General features: G+C 43.9%; 23 protein-coding genes. 12 read left to right on the top strand and 11 right to left on the bottom strand.

The genetic code is table 11. The annotated features are described in order from the left end of the window. Positions 1 to 21: 21 nt before the first annotated feature. Together JMX50_RS01450 and JMX50_RS01455 are read left to right on the top strand one after the other, a co-directional pair. Positions 22 to 684 (top strand): anthranilate synthase component II, encoded by a 663-nt coding sequence (locus JMX50_RS01450; protein ID WP_201628163.1) that lies wholly within the window; start codon positions 22 to 24, stop codon positions 682 to 684. A gap of 240 nt (positions 685 to 924) precedes the next feature. Continuing rightward, positions 925 to 1,872 carry a DMT family transporter gene (locus JMX50_RS01455; protein ID WP_201628164.1) on the top strand — a complete coding sequence of 316 codons (948 nt, stop codon included), beginning with the start codon at positions 925 to 927 and terminating at the stop codon, positions 1,870 to 1,872. A 156-nt stretch (positions 1,873 to 2,028) separates the two neighbouring features. On the opposite strand, the gene JMX50_RS01460 is transcribed toward JMX50_RS01455, so the two are convergent. From JMX50_RS01460 to gdhA, 4 genes are all read right to left on the bottom strand, one after another. Next, on the bottom strand, positions 2,029 to 2,772 hold the full coding sequence (locus JMX50_RS01460; RefSeq protein WP_201628165.1) for an amino acid ABC transporter ATP-binding protein: 744 nt from the start codon (positions 2,770 to 2,772) through the stop codon (positions 2,029 to 2,031). 78 nt (positions 2,773 to 2,850) lie between these two features. Continuing rightward, positions 2,851 to 3,534 carry an amino acid ABC transporter permease gene (locus tag JMX50_RS01465; RefSeq protein WP_201563345.1) on the bottom strand — a complete coding sequence of 228 codons (684 nt, stop codon included), beginning with the start codon at positions 3,532 to 3,534 and terminating at the stop codon, positions 2,851 to 2,853. Positions 3,535 to 3,587: 53 nt separating this feature from the next. Further along, on the bottom strand, positions 3,588 to 4,424 hold the full coding sequence (locus JMX50_RS01470) for an amino acid ABC transporter substrate-binding protein (RefSeq protein ID WP_201628166.1): 837 nt from the start codon (positions 4,422 to 4,424) through the stop codon (positions 3,588 to 3,590). 440 nt (positions 4,425 to 4,864) lie between these two features. Beyond that, entirely contained in the window at positions 4,865 to 6,211 is a 1,347-nt protein-coding gene (gene gdhA / locus JMX50_RS01475) for an NADP-specific glutamate dehydrogenase (RefSeq protein ID WP_201628167.1), read from the bottom strand. A gap of 692 nt (positions 6,212 to 6,903) precedes the next feature. Here gdhA and JMX50_RS01480 point away from each other — a divergent pair. The 6 genes from JMX50_RS01480 to JMX50_RS01505 all read left to right on the top strand — a co-directional run bounded on the left by JMX50_RS01480 (position 6,904) and on the right by JMX50_RS01505 (position 11,504). Further along, positions 6,904 to 7,266 (top strand): roadblock/LC7 domain-containing protein, encoded by a 363-nt coding sequence (locus JMX50_RS01480; RefSeq protein ID WP_010201036.1) that lies wholly within the window; start codon positions 6,904 to 6,906, stop codon positions 7,264 to 7,266. Between the two features lie 474 nt (positions 7,267 to 7,740). Continuing rightward, entirely contained in the window at positions 7,741 to 8,235 is a 495-nt protein-coding gene (locus JMX50_RS01485) for a PAS domain-containing protein (RefSeq protein WP_201619697.1), read from the top strand. A gap of 3 nt (positions 8,236 to 8,238) precedes the next feature. Then, a complete protein-coding gene (locus tag JMX50_RS01490) occupies positions 8,239 to 8,988 on the top strand; it encodes a PhnD/SsuA/transferrin family substrate-binding protein (protein ID WP_201628168.1) in 750 nt (249 codons plus the stop codon). 129 nt (positions 8,989 to 9,117) lie between these two features. Continuing rightward, positions 9,118 to 9,744 (top strand): hypothetical protein, encoded by a 627-nt coding sequence (locus tag JMX50_RS01495; protein WP_201628169.1) that lies wholly within the window; start codon positions 9,118 to 9,120, stop codon positions 9,742 to 9,744. Positions 9,745 to 9,798: 54 nt separating this feature from the next. After that, positions 9,799 to 10,413 carry a hypothetical protein gene (locus tag JMX50_RS01500; protein WP_201619700.1) on the top strand — a complete coding sequence of 205 codons (615 nt, stop codon included), beginning with the start codon at positions 9,799 to 9,801 and terminating at the stop codon, positions 10,411 to 10,413. A 431-nt stretch (positions 10,414 to 10,844) separates the two neighbouring features. Further along, positions 10,845 to 11,504: a class I SAM-dependent methyltransferase gene (locus JMX50_RS01505; protein ID WP_201619701.1), complete on the top strand. Its 660-nt coding sequence runs from the start codon at positions 10,845 to 10,847 to the stop codon at positions 11,502 to 11,504. Between the two features lie 111 nt (positions 11,505 to 11,615). On the opposite strand, the gene JMX50_RS01510 is transcribed toward JMX50_RS01505, so the two are convergent. From JMX50_RS01510 to JMX50_RS01530, 5 genes are all read right to left on the bottom strand, one after another. Continuing rightward, entirely contained in the window at positions 11,616 to 12,137 is a 522-nt protein-coding gene (locus JMX50_RS01510; RefSeq protein ID WP_201563186.1) for an HdeD family acid-resistance protein, read from the bottom strand. A gap of 189 nt (positions 12,138 to 12,326) precedes the next feature. Next, entirely contained in the window at positions 12,327 to 13,382 is a 1,056-nt protein-coding gene (locus JMX50_RS01515) for a CaiB/BaiF CoA transferase family protein (RefSeq protein ID WP_227670850.1), read from the bottom strand. 82 nt (positions 13,383 to 13,464) lie between these two features. Continuing rightward, a complete protein-coding gene (locus JMX50_RS01520; protein ID WP_201628171.1) occupies positions 13,465 to 15,651 on the bottom strand; it encodes a 3-hydroxyacyl-CoA dehydrogenase NAD-binding domain-containing protein in 2,187 nt (728 codons plus the stop codon). A gap of 56 nt (positions 15,652 to 15,707) precedes the next feature. Continuing rightward, complete coding sequence (locus JMX50_RS01525) at positions 15,708 to 16,913, bottom strand: acetyl-CoA C-acetyltransferase (RefSeq protein WP_265088575.1); 1,206 nt, start codon at positions 16,911 to 16,913, stop codon at positions 15,708 to 15,710. 108 nt (positions 16,914 to 17,021) lie between these two features. Beyond that, positions 17,022 to 18,173, bottom strand: coding sequence for an acyl-CoA dehydrogenase family protein (locus tag JMX50_RS01530; protein WP_201563192.1), 1,152 nt, complete (start codon positions 18,171 to 18,173; stop codon positions 17,022 to 17,024). Between the two features lie 491 nt (positions 18,174 to 18,664). Here JMX50_RS01530 and JMX50_RS01535 point away from each other — a divergent pair, with 491 nt between their 5' ends. Continuing rightward, complete coding sequence (locus JMX50_RS01535; protein ID WP_201628173.1) at positions 18,665 to 19,339, top strand: DsbA family oxidoreductase; 675 nt, start codon at positions 18,665 to 18,667, stop codon at positions 19,337 to 19,339. A 126-nt stretch (positions 19,340 to 19,465) separates the two neighbouring features. Then, the gene (locus JMX50_RS01540; RefSeq protein WP_201628174.1) at positions 19,466 to 19,714 is read left to right on the top strand and encodes a DUF2164 domain-containing protein; all 249 of its coding nucleotides are present in this window, start codon (positions 19,466 to 19,468) and stop codon (positions 19,712 to 19,714) included. Positions 19,715 to 19,820: 106 nt separating this feature from the next. Here JMX50_RS01540 and JMX50_RS01545 read toward each other — a convergent pair whose 3' ends face one another. Continuing rightward, positions 19,821 to 20,945 (bottom strand): S-(hydroxymethyl)glutathione dehydrogenase/class III alcohol dehydrogenase, encoded by a 1,125-nt coding sequence (locus JMX50_RS01545; protein WP_201628175.1) that lies wholly within the window; start codon positions 20,943 to 20,945, stop codon positions 19,821 to 19,823. A 198-nt stretch (positions 20,946 to 21,143) separates the two neighbouring features. On the opposite strand from JMX50_RS01545, the gene JMX50_RS01550 reads away from it, so the two are divergent. After that, on the top strand, positions 21,144 to 22,040 hold the full coding sequence (locus JMX50_RS01550) for a LysR family transcriptional regulator (RefSeq protein WP_227670851.1): 897 nt from the start codon (positions 21,144 to 21,146) through the stop codon (positions 22,038 to 22,040). Positions 22,041 to 22,193: 153 nt separating this feature from the next. Next, positions 22,194 to 22,712 carry a DUF302 domain-containing protein gene (locus JMX50_RS01555; RefSeq protein WP_201628176.1) on the top strand — a complete coding sequence of 173 codons (519 nt, stop codon included), beginning with the start codon at positions 22,194 to 22,196 and terminating at the stop codon, positions 22,710 to 22,712. Between the two features lie 81 nt (positions 22,713 to 22,793). Here JMX50_RS01555 and JMX50_RS01560 read toward each other — a convergent pair whose 3' ends face one another. Continuing rightward, positions 22,794 to 23,081 carry a DUF4031 domain-containing protein gene (locus JMX50_RS01560; RefSeq protein ID WP_201628177.1) on the bottom strand — a complete coding sequence of 96 codons (288 nt, stop codon included), beginning with the start codon at positions 23,079 to 23,081 and terminating at the stop codon, positions 22,794 to 22,796. Positions 23,082 to 23,083: the final 2 nt, after the last annotated feature.

Consider the following 23,083-nt stretch of genomic DNA (forward strand, 5'->3'; position numbering starts at 1 on the left):
TCAGCAAAGAGCTTATGACTTATGAATGTTTTAATTATCGATAACTACGATTCTTTTACCTTTAATCTTTATCAATATATCGGTGAGATTCTGCAAACCATGGACAGTGATAAAGACGGTACTAAAGAAGCAGCCAACGTCATCGTCAAACGTAATAACGAGATTACCTTGGCCGATGTGCAGGCGATGAATCTTGACCGTATCATTATCTCACCCGGTCCTGGTGCCCCTGATGACCCCGCTTATTTTGGCATTTGTGCAGAAGTGATTGAGGTGATGGGCAAAACAACGCCGCTTCTTGGCGTCTGCTTGGGTATGCAGGGTATCGCCCACGTATTTGGCGGTGATGTGGTACGAGCTAGCGTACCGATGCATGGCAAAGTCTCAGCCATTCGCCATGACGATGCAGGTGTCTATCAAGGCTTGCCACAAGAGATAGAAATCATGCGCTATCATTCTTTAATGGTGCAAGCAGATACCTTACCTGACTGCCTAACCGTCACCGCTGTCGTTGCTAATGACGAACATCATGATTTAAGTTTGGCTGAGTCGGCGCTAGCCGGTGATGAGATTATGGGATTGCAGCATAAAGACTATCCGATTCAAGGCGTACAGTTCCACCCAGAGTCCTTTGCCACTGAAGGGGCTAAGCGCTTGCTAAGCAATTTTCTACTACAAGTTTAAATCATGCAGCCCAAGTAAATTGAATTTTAAGTTTAATGGACTTGTGTTAGTCCTTCATTAACGCTTTAATGTTAGACTGAAAATAATAAATAAAAGGCAGCCTTTAACAAGGTTGTCTTTTGTTATTTCAGCATAGGATTGAGCAATGGGCAATGAGCACCAAGTCAAAAAAGTGCCATTAGCTAAAAAACTTACACAGTTTATTGTTTAAATTTTCTAGGAAATAAAATAGAGAGCGATATGGCAAACACCGGTAGCGCAATGTCAGCACGGCAGTCATGGATAGGCACCATTCAAATTATCACAGCCGCTGTCTGCTGGGGTACCTTGGGAATATTTTCGACCTACCTCAATCAAATCGGCTTTAGTGGCTGGCAAATTACCATTTTGCGTATTGTGACCGCTGCCTTTCTTATTCTCATTATGTTACCAAAGCTATGGCCATACCTCATTAAGCTGCGTCCAAAGCAGTGGCTTGGACTGGCGATACAATCGTTAATTGGCGTACTCGGTATGTCGGTATGCTATTTCTTTGCGGTTATCTATGTTGGTGCAGGTCCTGCCGTTGCTTTGCTTTATACCGCACCCGTTTTTAGCTTATTATTTTCGGCATTTTTGCTTGATGAATCCATTACTCGGCAGTCGGCATTACTGGCGCTCATGGCAGTATTCGGTGTTGGTTTAACCATGTTAGGCGATGCGGCACAAATTAACTGGGGCATCGTGCTTGGGCTGCTATCAGGCGTATGTTATTCCCTCTATGGTGTACTCGGCAAGCGCGCGATGCACTATGCGCACCCTGCCCCTTTGGTGTTTTTTACTTCTATCATTATCAGTGCTGGCGTATTGCTTTTACTACCCGAGACCTATAAAACGTATGGGCAATTATTAACCTTGCCTTTGCATACGTGGGGCTACGCCTTGGGACTGTCGTTGATTGGAACCGTCGTGCCCTTTGCCCTCTATATGAAGGCTTTAGAGAAGCTGCCTGCTACTCGAGCATCGGTGTTTACTATCTTTGAGCCTTTAACCGCGATTGCCCTTGCAACTCTACTGCTTCATCAATCATTATCATGGATTCAATATTTAGGCGTGGTACTCATTTTACTAGCGGCTTTATTTAATGCGATATTAAATGGTACGACCACTCGTGTGCCGCGTTGGTTAAGAAGACGGCAAAAGGTTTAGTCTTACGTTCTATTCGTTTTTATAAGACAAAAAAAGCCCCAACCATAAAATATCGTTGGGGCTTTTCACTTAACAGCTTTTAAAAAGCCTAAAACCTTACTTTATAGTAACTTATTTACGCTATAAAAACTTGATTAACACCTTAAATCATTCTTACTATTGCACAATACGCTGTAAAAACGCTTGCGTACGTGGATGCTTTGAGTCCTCAAACAACTGCTGCGCGCTGCCCTCTTCGACCACCACACCGTCTTCAATCAAGACCACATGATCAGCGACATCACGCGCAAAGTTAATTTCGTGGGTCACCACAACCATCGTCCAGCCTTCAGAGGCCAGCTGCTTCATCGTTCCTAGGACATCTTGTACCAGCTCTGGATCAAGCGCAGAGGTTGGCTCATCGAACAACAGTAACGACGGTTCAATAGCGAGCGCACGCGCAATACCAACTCGCTGCTGCTGACCGCCAGATAGCTGAAACGGGTACAAATCCGCTTTATCCGACAGACCGACTTTTTCAAGTAATGCTAAAGCCTGCGCGCGTGCTTGCGCTTTACTTTGCCCTTGTACCACCGTCGGCCCAAGCATTAAGTTTTCAAGCGCGGTCTTATGCGGAAACAAATTATAAGACTGAAATACCATCCCAGCTTTACGTTGTAATGCCAGCAGGGTTTTCTTTTTAGGCTTAGTAGCAAAGTCGACCGTCAAGCTACCATCATCAAAAGTAATAACGCCTTGATCAGGGATTTCTAGTGCATTTAAGCAGCGCAAAAAGGTAGTTTTACCCGAGCCTGACGGCCCTAATATCACAACCACTTGACCTTTATGAATGGTCAAATCAATGCCTTTGAGCACTTGATTACTACCAAAGGCTTTGTGAATATTGCTGACTTGAATCATAAAAGTTCCTGTTACGCGGTTAATGCTACATGCGGATATTGCTAAAACTGTCGTAAAATGAGTAGATGAGCAGATAAACTACTTAGCCACATAGCGGTCGAGTCTGGTTTCAAGCTTACCTTGGATAAAGGTCAAGAACAGACAAATACCCCAATAAATAACCGCCGCTTCGGTATAAACCAGCATAAACTCATAGTTACGCGCGGTGATAATCTGCGCTTCCTTAAACAGCTCAGTGACCAGTACCAATGATGCCAACGATGTATCTTTTACCAAACTAATAAAGGTATTGGATAACGGTGGCACTGAAACGCGTAACGCTTGCGGCAAAATCACATGGCGAAAAGTCTGTAGATACGTCAAGCCGACGGTTGAGCCTGCTTCCCATTGCCCTTTTGGAATAGACAAAATCGAGGCACGCACCGTCTCCGACGCATAAGCACCGATATTTAACGAGAAAGCTATAATCGCAGATGGAAAGGGATCAAGCTTTAAGCCAACACTTGGCAGCCCATAAAAAATAATAAATAGCTGCACCAGCATCGGCGTGCCACGAATGGCAGACACGTAAATACGGGCAAGTCTATAGATAATCTCATGGAACCAACCAGCACGCGGCACAATACGAATCAGCGCCACTGTTAGTGCAATGGCCATCCCAATCGCAAATGAAATCAATGCCAGCGGTATCGAATAATAGATACCGCCTTTGAGCATTGGCCAAAACGAATTGATAACGATTTGCGCCCGCGCAGGGTCCATAAATGGCAGTAGTGCCAGTAGTTCAGCTAACATAGACGTGATAGAAGCGAGCATTATTTTTGTTGACTTATATCAGCACCAAAGAATTCTTCGCTAAGTTTGGTTAGCGTCCCATCGGCGATTAGCGCGGCCATGGCTTCGTCTAGTTTTGCAACAACGGCATCATCACCTTTTAGCAATACCAATCCCGAACCGGTCTGCTCACTAACAGGGGCCGTCAGTTTAATCTCAAGCGCACTGTCTGGGAACTTCTTTAAATAATCCAATACGGCAAGATTGTCATTCATGGTAAAGTCAGCGCGGTCTTGTTTGACCAACTGAATCGCTTGCGCCATACCGTCTACAGGGACAACTTCTGCGCCATAACGCTCGGCTAGCTCGCCATAGTTACTGCTAAGCGACTGTGCTGAACGTAGACCTTTTAGGCCTTCCCACGAACTATAGCGATTGTCATCAGTTGGTGCTAAAACCACCGCACCTGACCAGCTATAAGCGGTCGCTTTATCATATTTTGCTAAACGCTCAGGGGTGGTTAGACTGACCTGATTGGCGACCATATCAAAACGTTTGGAGTCAAGTCCTGCCAGCATCGCATCCCACTGGGTTTCTTTAAATTCAACCTCAACGCCTAGTTTGTCAGCAACGGCACGCGTCACTTCGACATCATAACCGGTAAGCTTACCGCTCTCATCATGATACGTGAACGGCGGATAAGTGCCTTCAGTACCGACGTTGATGGTGCCGCCATTATTGATACGTTGTAACAAATCAGAACCACCTGTTGCGGCACTGTCAGCCGTATTGGTTTCGGCGTCAGTAGTAGGTGACTGATTACAAGCGGCAAGCAGTACGGTGCTGGCGGCAAGGGCTAAAAGAGTACGACGTTTCATAAGACGTCCTTATAAAGTAGGTGAATAATGCAAAAAAGTATCAGACCAACAAATAGGGAGAAAACGAGCAAACAGTTTTGACTAAAAATCGCGCCTATTGACTGTCATGCTTGGCTTTGGCTTCCCGATTTGAGGATGCTAAAGATATTTTTCAATACTGTTTTTATATTATGTTGCATAGGTCATGCTAAGTGACGGTTAACATTAATAATAATTTTAACCGACCATGCTGATTATGCAACACTGACTTGCTCCTATACTAACGTAATTGGGTAAGAATAAACGTACAAAAACAGTGAGCATGGGTAAGATTGCTAGCATCTACTGGTTGATAAATATTTATGTCTCAACTTTTAAATAAAACCAGCTATAAAAAAACCGCGCCTATCATATAAGATAAGCGCGGCTTTTAAGAGACAGCGTTAGTTTTTAAGAAATGCTTAGTTCAAAATCCCATAAGCACATAGCGCATCAGCCACACGCTTAAAGCCAACGATATTGGCACCGGTCATATAGTCAATATAGCCATTATCAGTCTGACCATAATTTTCTGACGCTTCAGCGGCGCAGTCATGAATGTTTTTCATAATACACTTTAAGCGCTCATCGACTTCTTCAAAGGTTTTATATTGGCGTACTGAGTTTTGCGACATCTCAAGACCAGAGACGGCAACACCGCCGGCATTGGCCGCTTTACCTGGCGCATAGTGCACACGGTGCAGACGAACGTAATCAATCGCTTCAGCGGTCAATGGCATGTTAGCGCCTTCGGCAATATATTTGATGCCGTTTTCAACCATTAACTTGGCATCGTCTTCGTTGACTTCGTTTTGAGTCGCTGATGGAATGGCGATATCACCTTTGATATGCCATGGCTTTTGCTTGGCCAACCATTCACCACCATACACATCGACATAGTCACACAATGGCTTGCTTTGGGCTTTTTGCTGTTTTAGCCAATCAATTTTTTCTTGATCCATGCCATTTGCATCATAAAGCGTCCCTTGTGAATCAGATACGGTCAGTACCGTTGCACCCAGCATATGGGCTTTTTCAGCAGCATGTAGTGACACGTTACCAGCACCTGATATCAGTACCTTTTTACCTTTGATATTGTCGTTTTGCGCAGCAAGCATGCTCTCTAAGAAATAGACCGCGCCATAGCCAGTCGCTTCGGTACGCATCAAGCTACCACCAAAACCCACGCCCTTACCAGTTAAGACACCGCCGTGCTCACGCGTCAGGTTCTTATACATCGCAAACATATAGCTGACTTCGCGCCCACCGACACCGATATCACCAGCCGGCACATCAATATCTTTACTGATGTAAGGATGCAGCTCACGCATAAAAGCGTAACAAAAACGACGGATTTCGCTGTCAGACTTACCCTTAGGATCAAAATCAGCACCACCTTTACCGCCGCCCATTGGTAAACCTGTTAATGCATTTTTAAAAATCTGCTCAAACCCTAAAAACTTTAGTACCGATTGGTTGACGGTAGGATGGAAGCGCACGCCCCCTTTATAAGGACCCAAGGCATTACTGAACTGCACACGCCAGCCGCGGTTTACCTGTACTTCACCTTTATCGTTTTCCCAGTTGATACGAAAAGCGAAAACACGGTCAGGCTCAACCAAACGCTCAAATATTTTAAAAGTATCATATTCCGGGTGGGCGTCGTATAGCGGAGCAATGGTGATTGCAACTTCTTTTACCGCCTGAATAAACTCAGGTTGGTGGGCGTAACGTGCTTCGACTTTTTCGATTGCCTGACTGATACTCATATAGGTTCCTTAGGGTAAAAATTGTAATCATGCTGATTTACACCGGCGTTTTATCGCTTAACCGCAAACGATGGGATGCAAAACGCGAGCGTGGGATTGAAATCGTGCCTATACGCTGCTGGGTGCTAGGTATAGGAACTGGTGGGATTAGAAGCCAACTGATTGTGTTTCTAAATCATAAACCCAGAAGCACAAACAAGTTTTATCTCATAACTATATATCATTTTTTTGGTGTATAAGTCTAGTAAATATCGCCATCATGAAAAGTTATAATGGACATTTTTCTCATTATAGGCTATCGACGACGTGGTCGTGAAAACTCATCGGTCAAAAAACCTTTACATTTATTTGGCTTTTTTCATGCCAGTGCATCGACAAAACATAAGGCGATGACATGGCATTGACTGTTTTATTTAACGGTGTAGATTATTAAGAAAAAATTCAAACTGGTAAAACACACCAATACTAATCAACTTATATTTACTAATAAAAGATTGTCTAAAATAGACGGTCATAAAAGCGCACTCAAAGGTTAAAAATAAGCAACTTTCAGCCTTTAACGAGACTTTCTCTATATCAATACTAATAGTAAGGGTTTATAATATTGCCCGCTCATCAAAGACTATTGAAGATTTTATTCCTTCTTATTGTGTCAATTTTTCCATTTAATCACTCGTTACAGAGAAATTGTTATGCGTACAGATTCATTCCAGCAAATCTTAGAAGACCTAAACAGCTCATCAGCCGATGTGGAAGCATCTGCCCTTATCTCCAACGACGGTCTTATGATTGCATCAGCCTTGCCGACAGGCGTTGATGAAGACCGTGTTGGCGCGATGTCTGCCGCTTTATTGTCATTGGGTGACCGCGCAGGTCGTGAATTGGCTCGTGGTAGCATCGACCGTATTATGATCCAAGGCGAAAAAGGCTACGTGATTATGACCTCATCAGGCGATGAAGCGGTATTAACCATTATGGCAAAACCAAATGCCAAACTGGGCTTGATTTTCTTAGACATTAAACGGGCCTCTGAAGCCCTTGCAAAACTGATTTAATTGCTAATTTTAAAGGTTTGTCGATACAGTGTTATGCCACATTCATACGATAAATCGCTTTAGAAACAATATTTTAATAAACAACACTTTAAATGAAAATTGACGCTCTGTCTTATAAAAATTATTTAAGGTAATGCACACTGTTTATATTGAATGCGCGATTGTTGAATAGCTGATTGTTGAATAGCCGATTGTTGAATAGGTGGTTGTTGAGTTGTTGATATAGATGATTAAGATTGATACCTGCTTAGTTTCTGGGCGACTTTGCAAGAGTAATCACTATAAAGCCAGTATCAAGCATATATCGAGACCTACTTAACAGTTTTAGCAGTTAAGTGTTTTATTTGAGTTTAACCATTTGGTTTCAGACAGCGGCTTACATGATACGTTTTAAAGATACGTTTAAGACCATAAACTGAAACCAAATCCGCTTTTTAATAATTATCAAAATAATGATAAATAAAGGAGATTACAATGGGTTCTCCACTCCCCGACGCCATGAAGCCTGAGATGCCTGCCGAACAAGTCAGCATGACTTATCACGATGGCACTTCGCGCACTGTTTATGATACCGGTATCGAACGCCCTTACCCTGATGGTAAGCTAATTGTGTCACGTACCGATTTAAACGGTGTTTTGACGCACGTTAATGATGCCTTCGTTGAGATTAGCGGCTATGACGTCGATGAATTAATCGGCAAGCAGCATTATATTTTACGTCACCCTGATATGCCAAAAGCGGCCTATAAAGACTTATGGGCGACCGCTGCTGCTGGGCAAAAATGGCATGGCTATGTGAAAAACTTATGTAAAGATGGCAGCCATTATTGGGTGTATGCCACTGTGGTGCCAAACGTGCGCCGCGGTGAAACCGTTGGCTATACTTCGGTGCGCCGTAAGCCATCACGCAGCAAGATTGATGCGGCAATCGCTCAATATGCCCAAATGAAACAAGACGAGGAAGGCTAAATCATGACGACACATAATATGTTAATCGCCCCTGATTTTTCGCCTGAGCGTTTTGCAGGCTGGCACATGTTTAACACTTTGATTCAAAAGCGTGCCAATCTCAATATGCACCTAAACATACCCGCCTCGCAGGCTGAGCAACAAGGCATTATCAATCAAGGCGATATTCAGGTTATTTATGCTAATCCTTTTGATGCTGCGACCCTTATCCGTGAGCAAGGTTACCGTGCAGTTGCGCGCCCTATCGGCAAATCTGATGAGATGGTCATTGCCGCTGCCGCCAATAGCGATATCAATAGCCTAGAGGACATCAAAGCTGGCGCTACCGTGGCGATGGCTGATAATCGCGATGTCAAGCTCATTGGTTTACGTCTGCTTGAAGCAGTTGATGTAGCAGAAGCTGACCTTAATTGGACGGTGACTGAGACTTATCAAGCGGCAGCGCGCCAAGTGATTAAAGGTGATGCGCAAGTGGCATTCTTTATGGCGGAGATTTTCCATAGTTTTTCACGCCTAACCAAAGCGCAGCTATCAGTGCTAATTGAGAGTGATTTGGCAGATATCAGCCATGTCTTATTGATTAAAGACGGCTTCCCAGATAGCGATATCTTGATGAATGCGATTCTTAATCTGCATAACGATGATGATGGTAAAGAAGCGTTGGCTGAACTTGGTATGCCGCAAGGTTTTGAAGCCATGGACGAAGAAGACGCTGAATTTATGATTGATTTGATGCAAACCTTACTTGATTAGCAGATTCATTGTTCATGATTCATGGTTAATTGGCATCTTACTTAAGTCATAGTGGTTGTTTAATAGCGCTAAACAATAACTGTTAAACCGCACTTATTGAATAACAGCTATGACTAACAGGACTCGCTTATGTCTGATTTAGATCTCATCAAAGAAAGTGAAATGGCGGCGCGGCGCGTCTATCGTCTTTACTCACGTAAGATATTTATCGCCCCCAACAATCGCCATTTTCACGAACAACGTATCAATGCCGCGCTACTGCTAAACGAGAAAGAGCCGCTACAAGGCGCGGTGGCCGACTTCTTTTATGGCTGCTGGTATGACATCCCCTATGATGTCACCAATATGTTTACCCGCTTGCAAGGTCGCATGCTGCCGCATATCGAACAAGGCTTTCGCGATTGTATTAATAAAAAAAGCTATATTCAAAAAAACAGCATGCTAGCAACGCGCTGGAGCGTACTGGTATCGCCATCGTTAAATGAACAAAGCCAGCGGCTGCGCATTAGTAGTGATGACGCCAAAGAAATCGCTAAAGATATCACCAGCGACTTGATGCTTGCGCGCGATAATCAAGACTGGGACACCATAGAGCAAATCGAAAACGAGTTTTTTGCCCATTGTATCGCTCGTCATGACCGTCTGGCGTTCTCCTTGGTGTGGTTTCGCTTGGGTAAAAGTGATTGGCAATTCGATGAGCGCTGGAATCATTGTCAGCAAAAACTTGACCAAACTAAAAATGTACAAGACGCTTAGAGCCTCAATCATTTTTAATACCATTATAAAAAATCCATCTAACGGGTAGCCGCTATGTCTTCTTATTTAAACGCTGATAAAACCTATCTGACTTTGACCCCAGCCGGCATTTTTGAGGCATTTTCGCAAAGTGAACCAACGGCTGAGCAGTTATCACTACAAGACTTATTGTCCTATAACGAAACTTTGTTAGCCGCTGATTGGCTCGAGCGTTATTCTGATCAGTGGCTAGACAGCTTTTTAGAGCATGGCTGGATTGAGAAGCTGTCGCTATTTTTGCCCGCGCCAAACTTACCATTAGACCAGTTTTTACCCTATGTGGTTTCAAGCTTGTCTGGGAAACGCCGTGCGGCAATTGGCTCTGATGAAGGGTTTTGTTTGGCGCGGATTGGCTATAGCCAAGAAGAAGCCGACATGTTGAGTGTGGCGGCAGCTGACTTTTCAGGTTTTATGTTGCGCCAAAAACAACGCGGCTGGGCAGTAGAAAGCCAAGCCATCTCTTTCTTTCAGCAAGTCGATTTGCTGATTCCTGAAACCAGCTTTGTATTTTTATGGATTGATGGCTCAGGCTACGTGCTTATCATCGATGGCGAACCTTTGACCAACAATCGCGCTTTTGTTGAGCTGGTATGGGCACTTAAAACCTCTGGGCTTAGATTTACGAATTAAACCCGTTCTTTATTAAAGCCATCATTATTAACACCATCATTAATTAAATTCGTACTTAATCAAGCTAGCTGTTTCATATAAATGCGCCCTTTAACCATAAGCGGTGCATTTTTATATCTACAGCTTAAACATTATAATAATAACTATCTGTCTAAAATCGGCTTCTATTTTTATAAAATCACACAGTAATAATAATACCCTTAGAATTAACAACAACTTGTCAAATGTTAGGTCATACTAGCTGCAACCATTTGATTATTTTGCATACTGTATAGCTATACAGATTTTTATAACATTTCTACATTCTTATATTTAAATATTGCTACATTTTCCCATCTCCAAGCGTTAACCCACCCTTTTACTAATTACCATCCCCGAAAGTGGCAGCCTTTGCCAAACCTTGCATTCTTGCTTATTTTTTAGGACAGTTTATGACTTCGCTGACTACCGTGCGCGTGCGTTATCAAACGATTGAAATTGGCAGCACCGACATCCACATTTGTACTTTACGTGACAATCAACAATTTAGTGACCCTGATAATGAGGCATCAGACCTCGGTATTTGCTCGGCGTCATGGCCGATGTTTGGCGTGATTTGGCCATCAAGCTTGGTGCTCGCCAATCATATGCTTGATTATGATATTGCGGGCAAGCGTATCTTGGAAGTTGGCTGCGGCATGGCGCTCTCTAGTCTGCTACTTAACCATCGCCATGCCGATATTACCGCGACTGATTATCATCCAACAGTTGAGTATTTCCTTGATAGAAATACCACACTAAATAATAATAAAGAGATTAACTTTGAGCGCTTAGACTGGGCCGAAGACAATAGCCATCTTGGCAAGTTCGATATCATTATCGGTAGCGATTTGCTTTATGAAGACCAGCATATTGATATCTTGGCGGAGTTTATCGAACGTCATGCACTGCCAACTTGTGAAGTTATTGTCGTTGACCCTGGGCGCGGGCGCAAAAACAAGTTGACCAATAAGATGGTTGAATTTGGTTTTAGCAGTAAGCACGTTAAACCTGAGGACACCACTTATCTTGAACTACCATTCAAAGGGCATATTTTGACCTTTTCGCGTTAAAATCTGAAAAACCAATAACTTATATAATAAAAAAAGACGCCATTCCACGGCGTCTTTTTTATGCATTTTATAGCGTGATTTATTGCTAGTGTCATTTATAAGTTTATGAGTTTATAAGCGTCTAACCAAAGGTGGTTGCACACGTGAATACATGATTAACGAGATGCCGTTAGAGATCAGCTCAACGGCTAATAGGACGCCGAGAATATAGGTCGCTGACTGCGGATAGCTGGTAAATATCATGATAGCCAACGCAATCGAGATAAGCCCTGAGATTAATATCGGCACAAAAGCAACGGTTCTACGTAAACCAAAAGCAACTATCACTCTGACAATACCCGTTGCCATAAATAAGATAGCAATTACCATGGTCAAGGTTAAAATACCTTGTAGCGGGTTTTGTAGCAGCTCAATACCGATAAATATGCCAAGCACACCGCCAATGGCCGCTAGCACTTTACCCGTCGTGGTATAAGCACGGAACAGGGCAATAAACTGTAAGATACCAACAAGAAGGAATACAAACCCAGCCAGTTGTTCAGCAGCGAAACTGGCGCTAAGAGGATTGAAAAAAGCAAAGATACCGCCAAGAATACTAATGATACCAACCACCAGCCATAATGTACGACTCATAAGACTCTCCTCCTATTTAATAAAAATTAAATTATATCGCAGAGCATTTACACTCTTGTATGACGGTCGTAATAGATTCAAATAGTCCTGTTACTATCTAAGCGTGAACATTGCATTGTCATCATAAGCCTGCTAATCGCTATTTTACTCACACCCCTATTTCTTCTCTCTCAGCTACCTAATGATAAATTATGCCATCGTAATCATCTGCCAACCAGCCGTTGTTTGATACTTATCTTGATGGGCAAAGAGCGGATGTTTTTGCGCTTCCGCAAGCGTGAGCACTGGCGTCACGCAAACATCAACGGCGCTAAATATTTCTTGCCAATGCGCCAGTGTTTGACTGGCAAACTTTTCTATCATGGCTTGCTCGGCTTTTTTACTTTCAGCGGTATTTGGCATAAAGCCGCGCTGCCAATGAGCATCAACGTATTCAGACAAATCCAACGTCTCGCACAACAATCGCCAAAATTTAAATTCTAATGAGCCGACTGCCATATGACGACCATCTTGGGTTTTATACAACCGATAGCAAGGTAACACGCCGCCTAAAAAATCATTCTGAGGCTCTGGGCGTTGTCCATTTATGTTTTCCATCATATCGGCAGTTGCTTTTGGCATTACTAAATGATGATATAAGCTATGCGTCATGCTGACGGCGATATGGCGCCCGCGCCCGGTGTTTTTAGCAGCAAATACCGCGGCCAATAAGGCAATGACGGCAGTATCACTGCCACCAGCCAAGTCGGCAAACTGCATATTGGGCATGGCTTGCTCGCCTGTAGCGGTCTTTAATTGTGCCAAAGTCCCACTCATCGCCATAAAATTGATATCGTGACCCGCTTTGGCCGTCCAAGATTCAGCCGTTTCATCAAGAGCATCAGCAATCCCGTAACCAGTGATAGAGACCATGACGAGCTTTGGATTGATAGCATGTAAAGTGGCAGCATCTAAACCCATACCTAGCAGCACTTCAGGACGAAAGCTATCAAGCATGACATCGGCATCCTTGATATGGGCTTTGATAGTTTCAATCCCTGCTGCACTGCGAAAATCGATTTTTTCGCAGTGCTTCCCATGGTTTAAAGCTTTAAACAATTCACCAAACGCCCGTCCTGGGTCGCCATTTTCTGGTTCGATTTTGACAATCTCTGCCCCCAAATCAGCAAGTAGGCGCGTCGCAAATGGACCGGGTAAATTACGCGTCAAATCGACTACCTTTAAACCGTGTAAGCAATCAGCCATCATGTCTGTCATTGAATGATTGTTAATCGAAGAGCTGGGCGTTGAATAACAGGGTATTGAAGAGCTGGGCATTGAATCACTATTAACCATCTGCAAACACCTCGCCTTTATTAGCCATCTCAACCAAAATCTGGGCAGGCTCAAAACGTGCGCCATATTTTGCGGCAAGTTTGCGACTACGCGCAACGAACTGCTCTACACCTGTGGCATTGATAAATTGTAAGGTGCCGCCTTGATGCGGGGCAAACCCCCAACCAAAGATAGAGCCTACGTTAGCTTCAGCGACAGAACGCAAAATCCCTTCTTCATAGCAGCGCGCTGACTCATTGGCTTGGATATAAAGTAGACGATCAATCAGCTCTTGCATGTCAGGCTGCTCAGCAAGTGGCGGATATAGCTCAGTCAGCGCGGGCCATAGCTGTTTATCATTTTGACCCTCAGCATTTTGCGCATAATCATAAAAACCTTTACCGACTTTTTTACCTAAGCGCTCATGGTCTTTTACCAGCGTAGTAAGCACCGCTTCTGCAGGGTGACTGACCCAGTCTTTACCCTCAGCAAGGGTATCTTTTTTGGACTGCGCCATAATCAACATCGATAAATCAAGCGAGACTTCGTCCTCCAGCGCCAGTGGCGGCATCGGCATGCCAGCTTTAAGACCTGCGACCTCGATACGGCGCGGATGCACGCCCTCGCCTAACATCGCGATGCCCTCTGACACATAAGTGCCAAACACGCGCGAGGTATAAAAACCGCGACTGTCATTGACGACGATAGGCGTCTTGCCAATTTGCAGCACAAAATCAAAGGCTTTTGCTAACGTTGCATCATCGGTCTGCGCGCCCATGATAATTTCAACCAAGGGCATCTTATCGACGGGCGAGAAAAAGTGCAGCCCGATAAATTGCGTCGGACGTTTGCTTGCTACCGCTAAGCTGGTGATAGGAATGGTTGAGGTATTAGACGCATAAACGGCTGATTCAGGAATAATTGCTTCGGCTTGCTCGGTGCACTTGGCTTTGATATCACGATTTTCAAATACCGCTTCAATGACCAAATCACAACCTGCAATATCGTTATAAGATGTCGTGGTTTGGATTTTACTTAATAACCCTGCTTTTTTGGTAGCGTTTGAGCGACCGCGGCTAATGGCTTTATCCAATAGCTTTTCTGAATACTGTTTGCCTGTATTGGCGTTCTCAATACTGGTATCTAATAGCACCACATCGATGCCCGCTTTGGCAGCAACATAAGCAATCCCCGCGCCCATCATCCCTGCGCCAAGTACTGCAACCTTATTTACTTTTTGACGCTCAAAACCCTTAGGACGTGACTGACCTTTTTTAATTTGATTAAGCTGCGTCCACATCGAGGTAATCATATTATTCGATTCAGGCGACAGCACACAAGCGACGAAGTAATTGGACTCCACTTCAAGCCCAGCGTCGATATCGAGCAAACTGCCTTCAAAGACGCAAGACATAATATGAATAATAGCGGGATAATTGCCATGTGATTTTTGATAGGCTAGCGCTGGGGCAATAGACAGCATTTGCGAGTTTTTTGGCTGATTGGCATTGCCACCTGGAATTTTAAAACCCTTGATATCCCACGGCTGCTGCGCGTTAGGATTGGCTTTAATCCATGCTTTAGCTTGGCTGAGCATGTCAGCTTCATCACTCGCGAGGGCATCGATAAAGCCCAGCTCCTTTGCCCGGCTGGCACTGACTATCTGACCTTGAGTCATCATCTCAAGCGACTTTTGCATGCCGATGAGGCGCATCAAGCGCTGAGTCCCACCGCCGCCCGGTAATAAACCTAGCTTTACCTCAGGCAGACCAAACTTGGCGGTAGGCTGATCGATAGCGAGTCGATAATGACAGCCCAACGCTACCTCAAGGCCACCGCCAAGCGCAGTGCCAGTCATCGCAGCAACGACAGGTTTACCGCATTTCTCAAGTTGACGCATACTTGATTTGAGATTCTCAACCAGCTCAAAAGCTTGCTCATGGGTTTGAATGTTCGCCAGCTGATCGATATCAGCGCCCGCAATAAAACTGTCTTTACCTGAGGTGATAATTAAGCCTTTAGCGGATTCATCATTGATAAAAGCGTCGCTTAAAGCTGCAAACGATTGATTAAAGTTATCATCAATCACATTCATCTTTCGATCAGCTTGATCAATAGTGACGGTCACAATACCTTCATCATCACGTTTAGCTGAAAAGTTTGCCAGCTCATTAATTATTTGGGTGCAGTCCATGCTCATTATTCTTCCTTTTTTACATTCAAATGTCTTATTTAACCACTAGTATTAACGATAACTTATACACGCTCAATGATGGTCGCGATGCCCATACCGCCACCAACGCATAAGCTAATAATGGCGGTTTTTAGGTTACGACGCTCAAGCTCTTCAAGGACGGTAGTAAGCAGCATCGCACCCGTTGCACCTAATGGATGACCCATAGCAATCGCACCGCCATTGACGTTGACTTTATCGAGTGAAATGCCCAAATCTTTTGCTGTTTTCATCGGTATCGCCGCAAAGGCTTCGTTAATCTCCCATAGGTCAATATCAGCGGCGGTCATACCGGCTTTTTTCAGCGCTTTTTGGCAAGCAGGCGTTGGACCAGTTAGCATAATAGACGGCTCAGAACCGATAACTGAGGCCATAATGACTTTCGCCCGTGGACGCAAACCTGCTTTTTTACCCGCCGCTACACTACCCAATAAACAAAGCGCGGCGCCATCAACGATACCAGAGGAGTTACCCGCATGATGGACATGATTGATACGCTCGATACTGGTGTATTTATCTAGCAAAACACTATCAAAGCCCAGCGCGCCAAGCTTGGCAAAAGACGGTTTTAATCCTGCTAACGTATCAACCGTGGTATTAGGACGAATGGTCTCGTCTTTATCAAGTAGCAAACGCCCATTTAAATCATGGACAGGCATTACGGCATTATCATAGTAACCAGCAGACCATGCGTTAGCAGCGCGCTGATGTGATTCGGTGGCAAAGGCATCGACATCCGTACGACTAAAGCCTTCGAGAGTAGCAATGGTATCGGCACCCACCCCTTGCGGCGCAAAGCCCGTGGCAGCATTCACGCGCGGATCGGTTGCCCAAGCACCGCCATCTGAGCCCATTGGTACACGGCTCATCGATTCAACGCCGCCTGCTACCACCATATCCTCCATACCTGACATGATTTTGCTGGCTGCTAAATTAATGGACTCAAGCCCTGAGGCGCAAAAACGCGACAAGGTTACCCCAGCGACGCTTTCATGCCAGCCTGCATCAAGCACCGCAATACGGGCAATGTCTGCGCCTTGTTCGCCGACTGGCGTCACGCAGCCAAGCACCACATCATCAACCAAGCTGGTATCTAAATCATTGCGCTGCTGCATGGCATTAAGTAAGGTGCGAACCAGCCAAATGGGCGTTACTTGATTTAAGCTGCCGCCCGCTTTGCCTTTGCCACGCGGGGTACGAATGGCATCGTAAATATAAGCCGTCTGAATCATGCTATGTCCTTATAGTCTTAAAAATTTATAATCTTAGAAGCCTGTAATCTTAGAAACTTGTAGTTTTAAAAACCTGTAGTTTTAAAGGTTGGTTTAAATGAAAAATTACATAAAGCGTGACGCCAGCTCTTTCATAATCTCATTGGTACCACCGTAGATTTTCTGCACCCGCGCATCGGCATATAAGCGCGCAATCGGATACTCCATCATGTAGCCATAACCGCCAAATAACTGTACGCACTCATCCATGACGATACATTGTTTTTCGGTTACCCAATATTTGATTAAAGCAGCATGCTGTACCGTTAGTTTATTCTCTACTAAGGCTTCGATAGCAGCATCGCAAAGGGCACTGGAGGCAATGTAATGGCTATTGCATTCGGCTAATTTAAAGCGGGTATTTTGAAAGCTCCAAACAGGCTTGCCAAAAGCGGTGCGCTCTTTGGTGTAATCAATGGTCAAATCCAATGCCAGTTTCATCGCCCCAATTGCAGCCAATGCCACAATCAAACGCTCTTGCGGTAGCTCTTGCATCAATTGTGCAAAGCCTAAGCCTTCAACCGTACCTAATAAATTGGCTTGCGGCACGCGCATATTATTAAAAAACAACTCAGAAGTATCTTGGGATGCCATACCAAGTTTTTTAAGCTTTTTGCCGCGCTCAAACCCCGGCGCATTGTCGGTTTCGACCACGATTAAGGAGACGCCTTTAGCGCCAAGGGAGCGGTCCGTTTTGCAAGCGACGATGATTAGATTACCCAGTTGACCATTGGTAATAAAAGTCTTTGAGCCGTTAATAATATAGTCATCGCCGTCTTTGACTGCATAGGTTTTGATGTTTTGCAAATCTGAGCCCGTGCCCGGCTCAGTCATAGCTATCGCACCGATTAACTCGCCGGTTGCCATTTTGGGTAGCCATGCCTGCTTTTGCGCTTCAGTACCGTGATGTAAAATATAAGGCGCGACAATCCCTGAATGTAAAAAGCCACCGAAACCTGCTTGATTGGCTTCAGATTGTGCATAAATCAGCGCCGCTTCATGGCGAAAATCACCACCGGCGCCGCCGTATTCTTCTGGCATTGAAGCACATAAAAATCCCATCTCGCCAGCTTCTAGCCAAGCCTCACGATCGAGCATGCCATTTTCACGCCATTTTTCATCATGCGCTTCCCAATCTCTAAAGACTTTAAGCGCACTCTCATGCAGCATCTCAATCTCTTCGTCCATCCATTTTGGCTTAAAGCAGGCAATAGTCATTGATCCATCCTTGGTTTTAATTGGTCATCATTAGTATTCATTAATAGGTATAAGCTTGATATTGCTTTCATTATTGATCAAGCCAGCCGCGATTTTGAGCATAAATAGGCTATTCGGGCTTATCAATATCATAACTGAGTTATTGATTGATAACTATCGGCATTTTCTTGGCTAACAATAGTAGTCTGCTTAGCGCTAATCAGTTAGCAATATCAGGTATCTCAGAAACTTTATACTGATAACCAATGTCTCTTATGATGGTTTCGCGCCAAATCCTCGAGTGTATGGGTTGTGTGTTTTAGTCAAACTATCTGACTGCTTTGGGTTAATATAACCTCTACTCGCTATCCACATTTATTAGGTATTAGAACAGGCTACGATAATTTGGCACAGCAGATATTCTCAATTCTTTATCCCAATTATTTATAAACCTCCTTATAAAAACCCTTTATAAACAAATAAAATATCAACAATAAAATAGGTAGAAAGTTATGGAAAATTCAAAACAGACATTATCAAAACAGCCACTACGCATCGATATCGTCTCAGACGTGGTTTGTCCTTGGTGTATTATCGGCTACCGTCAATTGGCTGAGGCGCTTAAGCAAACCAATACCGAACATGAAATACATTGGCATCCGTTTGAGCTAAACAGCAACATGCCAAGCGAAGGACAAAACTTACGCGAGCATATTATGGAGAAATATGGCTCAAGCAAGGAAGAGTCGGACGCTAGCCGCATTAGAATGACTGAGGCAGGCTCTGAAGTCGGTTTTGAGTTTAATTTCAATGACGATACCCGCATGCACAATACTTTTAATCTGCATCAGCTGCTGTACTGGGCAGATCAGCAAGGGCAAAAGCCGATGCATGATTTAAAGCAGGCGTTATTCAGCGCTCACTTTACCAAGGGTCGCAATATTTCTGATAATGCGGTGCTTGCTGATATTGCCGCGGAAGTAGGACTTGATCGTAGCGAGGCGCTCGCGGTATTAGAAGAGCAGCGTTTTGCTAAAGAGGTACGTGCAGAAGAGCAGCATTGGCAACAGCAAGGCATTCAAAGTGTACCGGCGATGATTTTTAACGAGCGACATTTGGTCAGCGGCGCGCAGGGCGTGGAAAATTACGTCAATATTTTAGAGCAATTGGCCACTATGCAAGAGTAGGTAATAAAGGAGCATTGCTTAATTTAACGGTTATTTAACATTTAGCTATCATTGAAATTTCAGTAATTATTTAAACATTTAAACATTGGACATCGTCATTGGCATGTCTCTTAGGAATAGTTTTATATGAGCAAAGATAAACTGATTACCTTATCAGATGAAGCAGAAGAAATCGTTTTGGATAAGCTGAGAGATTATATGAACGCAGAGTTTGATGTCGATATTGGTAATCTGCCCGCTAAGTTTTTATTAGACTTTATTATCGAAACCATAGGTCCACATTTATATAGTCAAGTGATTGAGGATATTGAACCTTGGCTATACGATAGATTCACGGCAGTGCTAGAAGATATGCATAGCTTTAAGAAAGACTAAACGATAAACATAAAAATGCCGCCCCATAATAAGAGCGGCATTTTTATTTTATAACACTGTTATTTTATAAGGCTAAATTTACAATCCCTATAATTAATAATGATGCTTAAAAATGAATAACCGTGCGGATACTCTCACCTTTATGCATCAAATCAAAGGCTTCATTGATGTCTTCTAATGGCATGGTATGGGTGATGAAATCCTGTAGTGGGATGTCACCTGCTAAATAACGCTCAACGTAGCCGGGCAGCTCTGAGCGACCTTTGACGCCGCCAAATGCTGAACCGCGCCAGACGCGACCAGTCACTAGCTGGAATGGACGGGTTGAGATTTCTTGCCCAGCACCAGCAACACCGATGATAACCGATTCGCCCCAACCTTTATGGCAGCACTCAAGCGCTGAACGCATGACATCGACATTACCGATACATTCAAACGAATAATCAACGCCGCCATCGGTTAATTCAACGATGACCTCTTGGATTGGTTTGTCATAATCTTTTGGATTAATACAATCTGTTGCGCCCAATTTTTTGGCAAGCTCAAACTTGCTTTCGTTGATATCAATGGCAATAATACGGCTGGCCTTTGCCATTTGTGCACCGATAACCGCCGATAGTCCAATACCGCCTAGACCAAAGATAGCAACCGTCGCGCCCTCTTCAACTTTTGCCGTATTCATGACCGCACCCATACCCGTGGTGACACCGCAACCAAGTAGGCAGACTTCTTCTAGTGGTGCTTCTTTGTTCACTTTCGCTAAAGAAATCTCAGGCAGCACCGTATATTCAGAGAAGGTTGAACAGCCCATATAATGATAAATAGGCTCACCATCTTTATAAAAACGCGTGGTACCGTCTGGCATTAAGCCTTTACCTTGGGTTTCGCGTACCGCTGAACACAGGTTGGTTTTACCTGAAGTACACATTTTACAAACGCCACATTCTGCGGTGTATAAAGGAATAACATGATCGCCCACTTGCACGCTAGTAACACCTTCACCGATTTGCTCAACGATACCGCCACCTTCATGACCTAGGATAGCTGGGAATACGCCTTCTGGATCTTCACCAGATAAGGTAAACGCATCGGTGTGGCAGACGCCACTAGCAACGATTTTTACCAGCACTTCGCCTTTGCGTGGCAGCATCACATCCACTTCTTCGATAGATAGTGGCTCATTTGGCCCCCAAGCAATGGCGGCTTTAGATTTAATAAATTTATCTGACATAATATTCTCTCTTTTTTAATTAATGTTATCGCTTATTGAGCACAGACCCATTCATCTTATAGTGCTGACTTAGTAGACACAAGCCACTGTTGTGCGAGCCCGTACAGCTTTAAACTTTTATACTGACCATTATAGTCGTTTCTGAAATGATAACAATGTGCTATATTTGCAAATATCTTTTACACAGTGGTAATAATCATGCGCTGGGATGGTATTAGCGAGTTTGTCTATGTAGCAGAGCACGAGAGCTTTACGCGCGCCGCAAAAGAATTGGGCATTTCTACCGCGCAGGTTAGTCGGCAGATAAGCGCTTTAGAAAAACGACTAAATATTAAATTGCTGTATCGCACGACGCGTAAGGTATCGCTCACCGAAGAAGGCCGCGTGTTTTATCAGCACTGCCGCGGTGTGCTCGATGGCTTGGATGCTGCTGAGCAAGCGGTGAGTAACTTACAATCAAAGCCGCAAGGCAGGATTAAACTGACCGCCCCTGTCACTTATGGCGAGCAGCAATTATTGCCACTGGTTAATGATTTCATGGTGCAATATAGTGATATCGAAGTGACGGCTTTTTTGAGCAATCAAAAAATCGATCTAATTGATGGCGGCTACGACTTGGCAATTCGTATTGGCAAATTAAGCGACTCAACCATGATGGCAAAAAAACTCAGCCGTCGTACCAACTTTGTCTGTGCCGCACCTGCTTATCTTGAAAAATACGGCACACCACATTCTTTGAGCGATCTGAGTCAACATAACTGCTTACTTGGTACGCGTGATTATTGGCACTTTATAGATTTTAAAGAAACAGATTATGGAAAAGACGCTGATAAAGAAAAAAACCTGCGCGTGTCTGGCACGGTGCAATACAACAGTGGTCACAGCCTAGTCGATGCCGCTTTAAAAGGTCTGGGTATCGTGCAGCTACCTGATTACTATGTGCAAAAATACTTAGCATCAGGCGAGCTAGTCAGCTTACTGGATAACTATAGAGAGCCAGAAGAAAGTATCTGGGCTGTCTACCCGCACAACCGTCATTTATCGCCAAAGATTCGATTACTGGTAGATTATCTAGCAGAGCGTTTGGCTGTGTAATTAGTTTTGGCTTATTAATTCTTTAAGAGGTGTGGTAATGCGACCCTTTACTATACGCAGTTTATTACGCACAATGTTATAGTTCACAATGAATATTCGATGTTGCTAACCATCAATCGCTGAATAAACAACCACCATAAAAAAGGACTTTTTATGATTAAAATTATCTCTATTGCGGCGTTAGCTTTGGCCGTTTCCTCTTGCGCCAGTGTTGAAAGTATTTTAAACGCACCAGACAAGGTGCAGTCAACGCCAAAAACGATAGCTGCTATCAATGCTGAAAAGGGTCTGGTGACGATGCAAAGTAATCACTCCGTTCAAGATACTGCGGATAAACTGGCATCGATTATCGAAAGCAAAGGCATGAAAGTATTTGCGCGCGTCGATCATCAGAAAAATGCGCAAGGTGTCGATTTAACATTAAGACCGACGCAAGTGATTATGTTTGGTAATCCGAAAGCGGGTACGCCATTGATGAATTGCGAGCAAAGCGTCGCTATTGATTTACCGCAAAAAATCCTTATCAGTGAAGATGCCGATAAAAAGGTCTGGTTGTCGTACAATAATCCTGAATATCTCAAAGACCGCCATAATATAAAGGGTTGTGATACCCAGTTAGCGAATATCGCAAAAGCCCTTGATGGTGTTAGTAAAGCAGCTATTGCGAAATAAACTTCTAGCAAAAACCTGAACAAAAAAAGGTGGGATACAAAAGCATAACCCACCTTTTTCATATTTTAGAAAATTAACTTATTAGGAGTTCTCAGATTGTGCTATTTGCTCATGTAACTCTACTTTCAACTTCTTTGCACATTCAATAATTTTCTTTCGATTGGCAGGAATAGCGCCATATTCAATCGCTGTCTCTCTCATTTGTACCGTAACATCATAGTGCGGATAGCTGGCATGACGGTGAAATAAGCGTTTATCCACTTCAATCAATGCCGCAAAGTCATGCAACTCTTGCAGGTTATCTGCCAACATATGGCACCATTTATAGCCTTTAAATTCTATCTGCATAAAATCGACGTATATCGCCATAG

It is taken from the genome of Psychrobacter maritimus (genome assembly GCF_904846345.1).
Lineage (GTDB): Bacteria > Pseudomonadota > Gammaproteobacteria > Pseudomonadales > Moraxellaceae > Psychrobacter > Psychrobacter maritimus.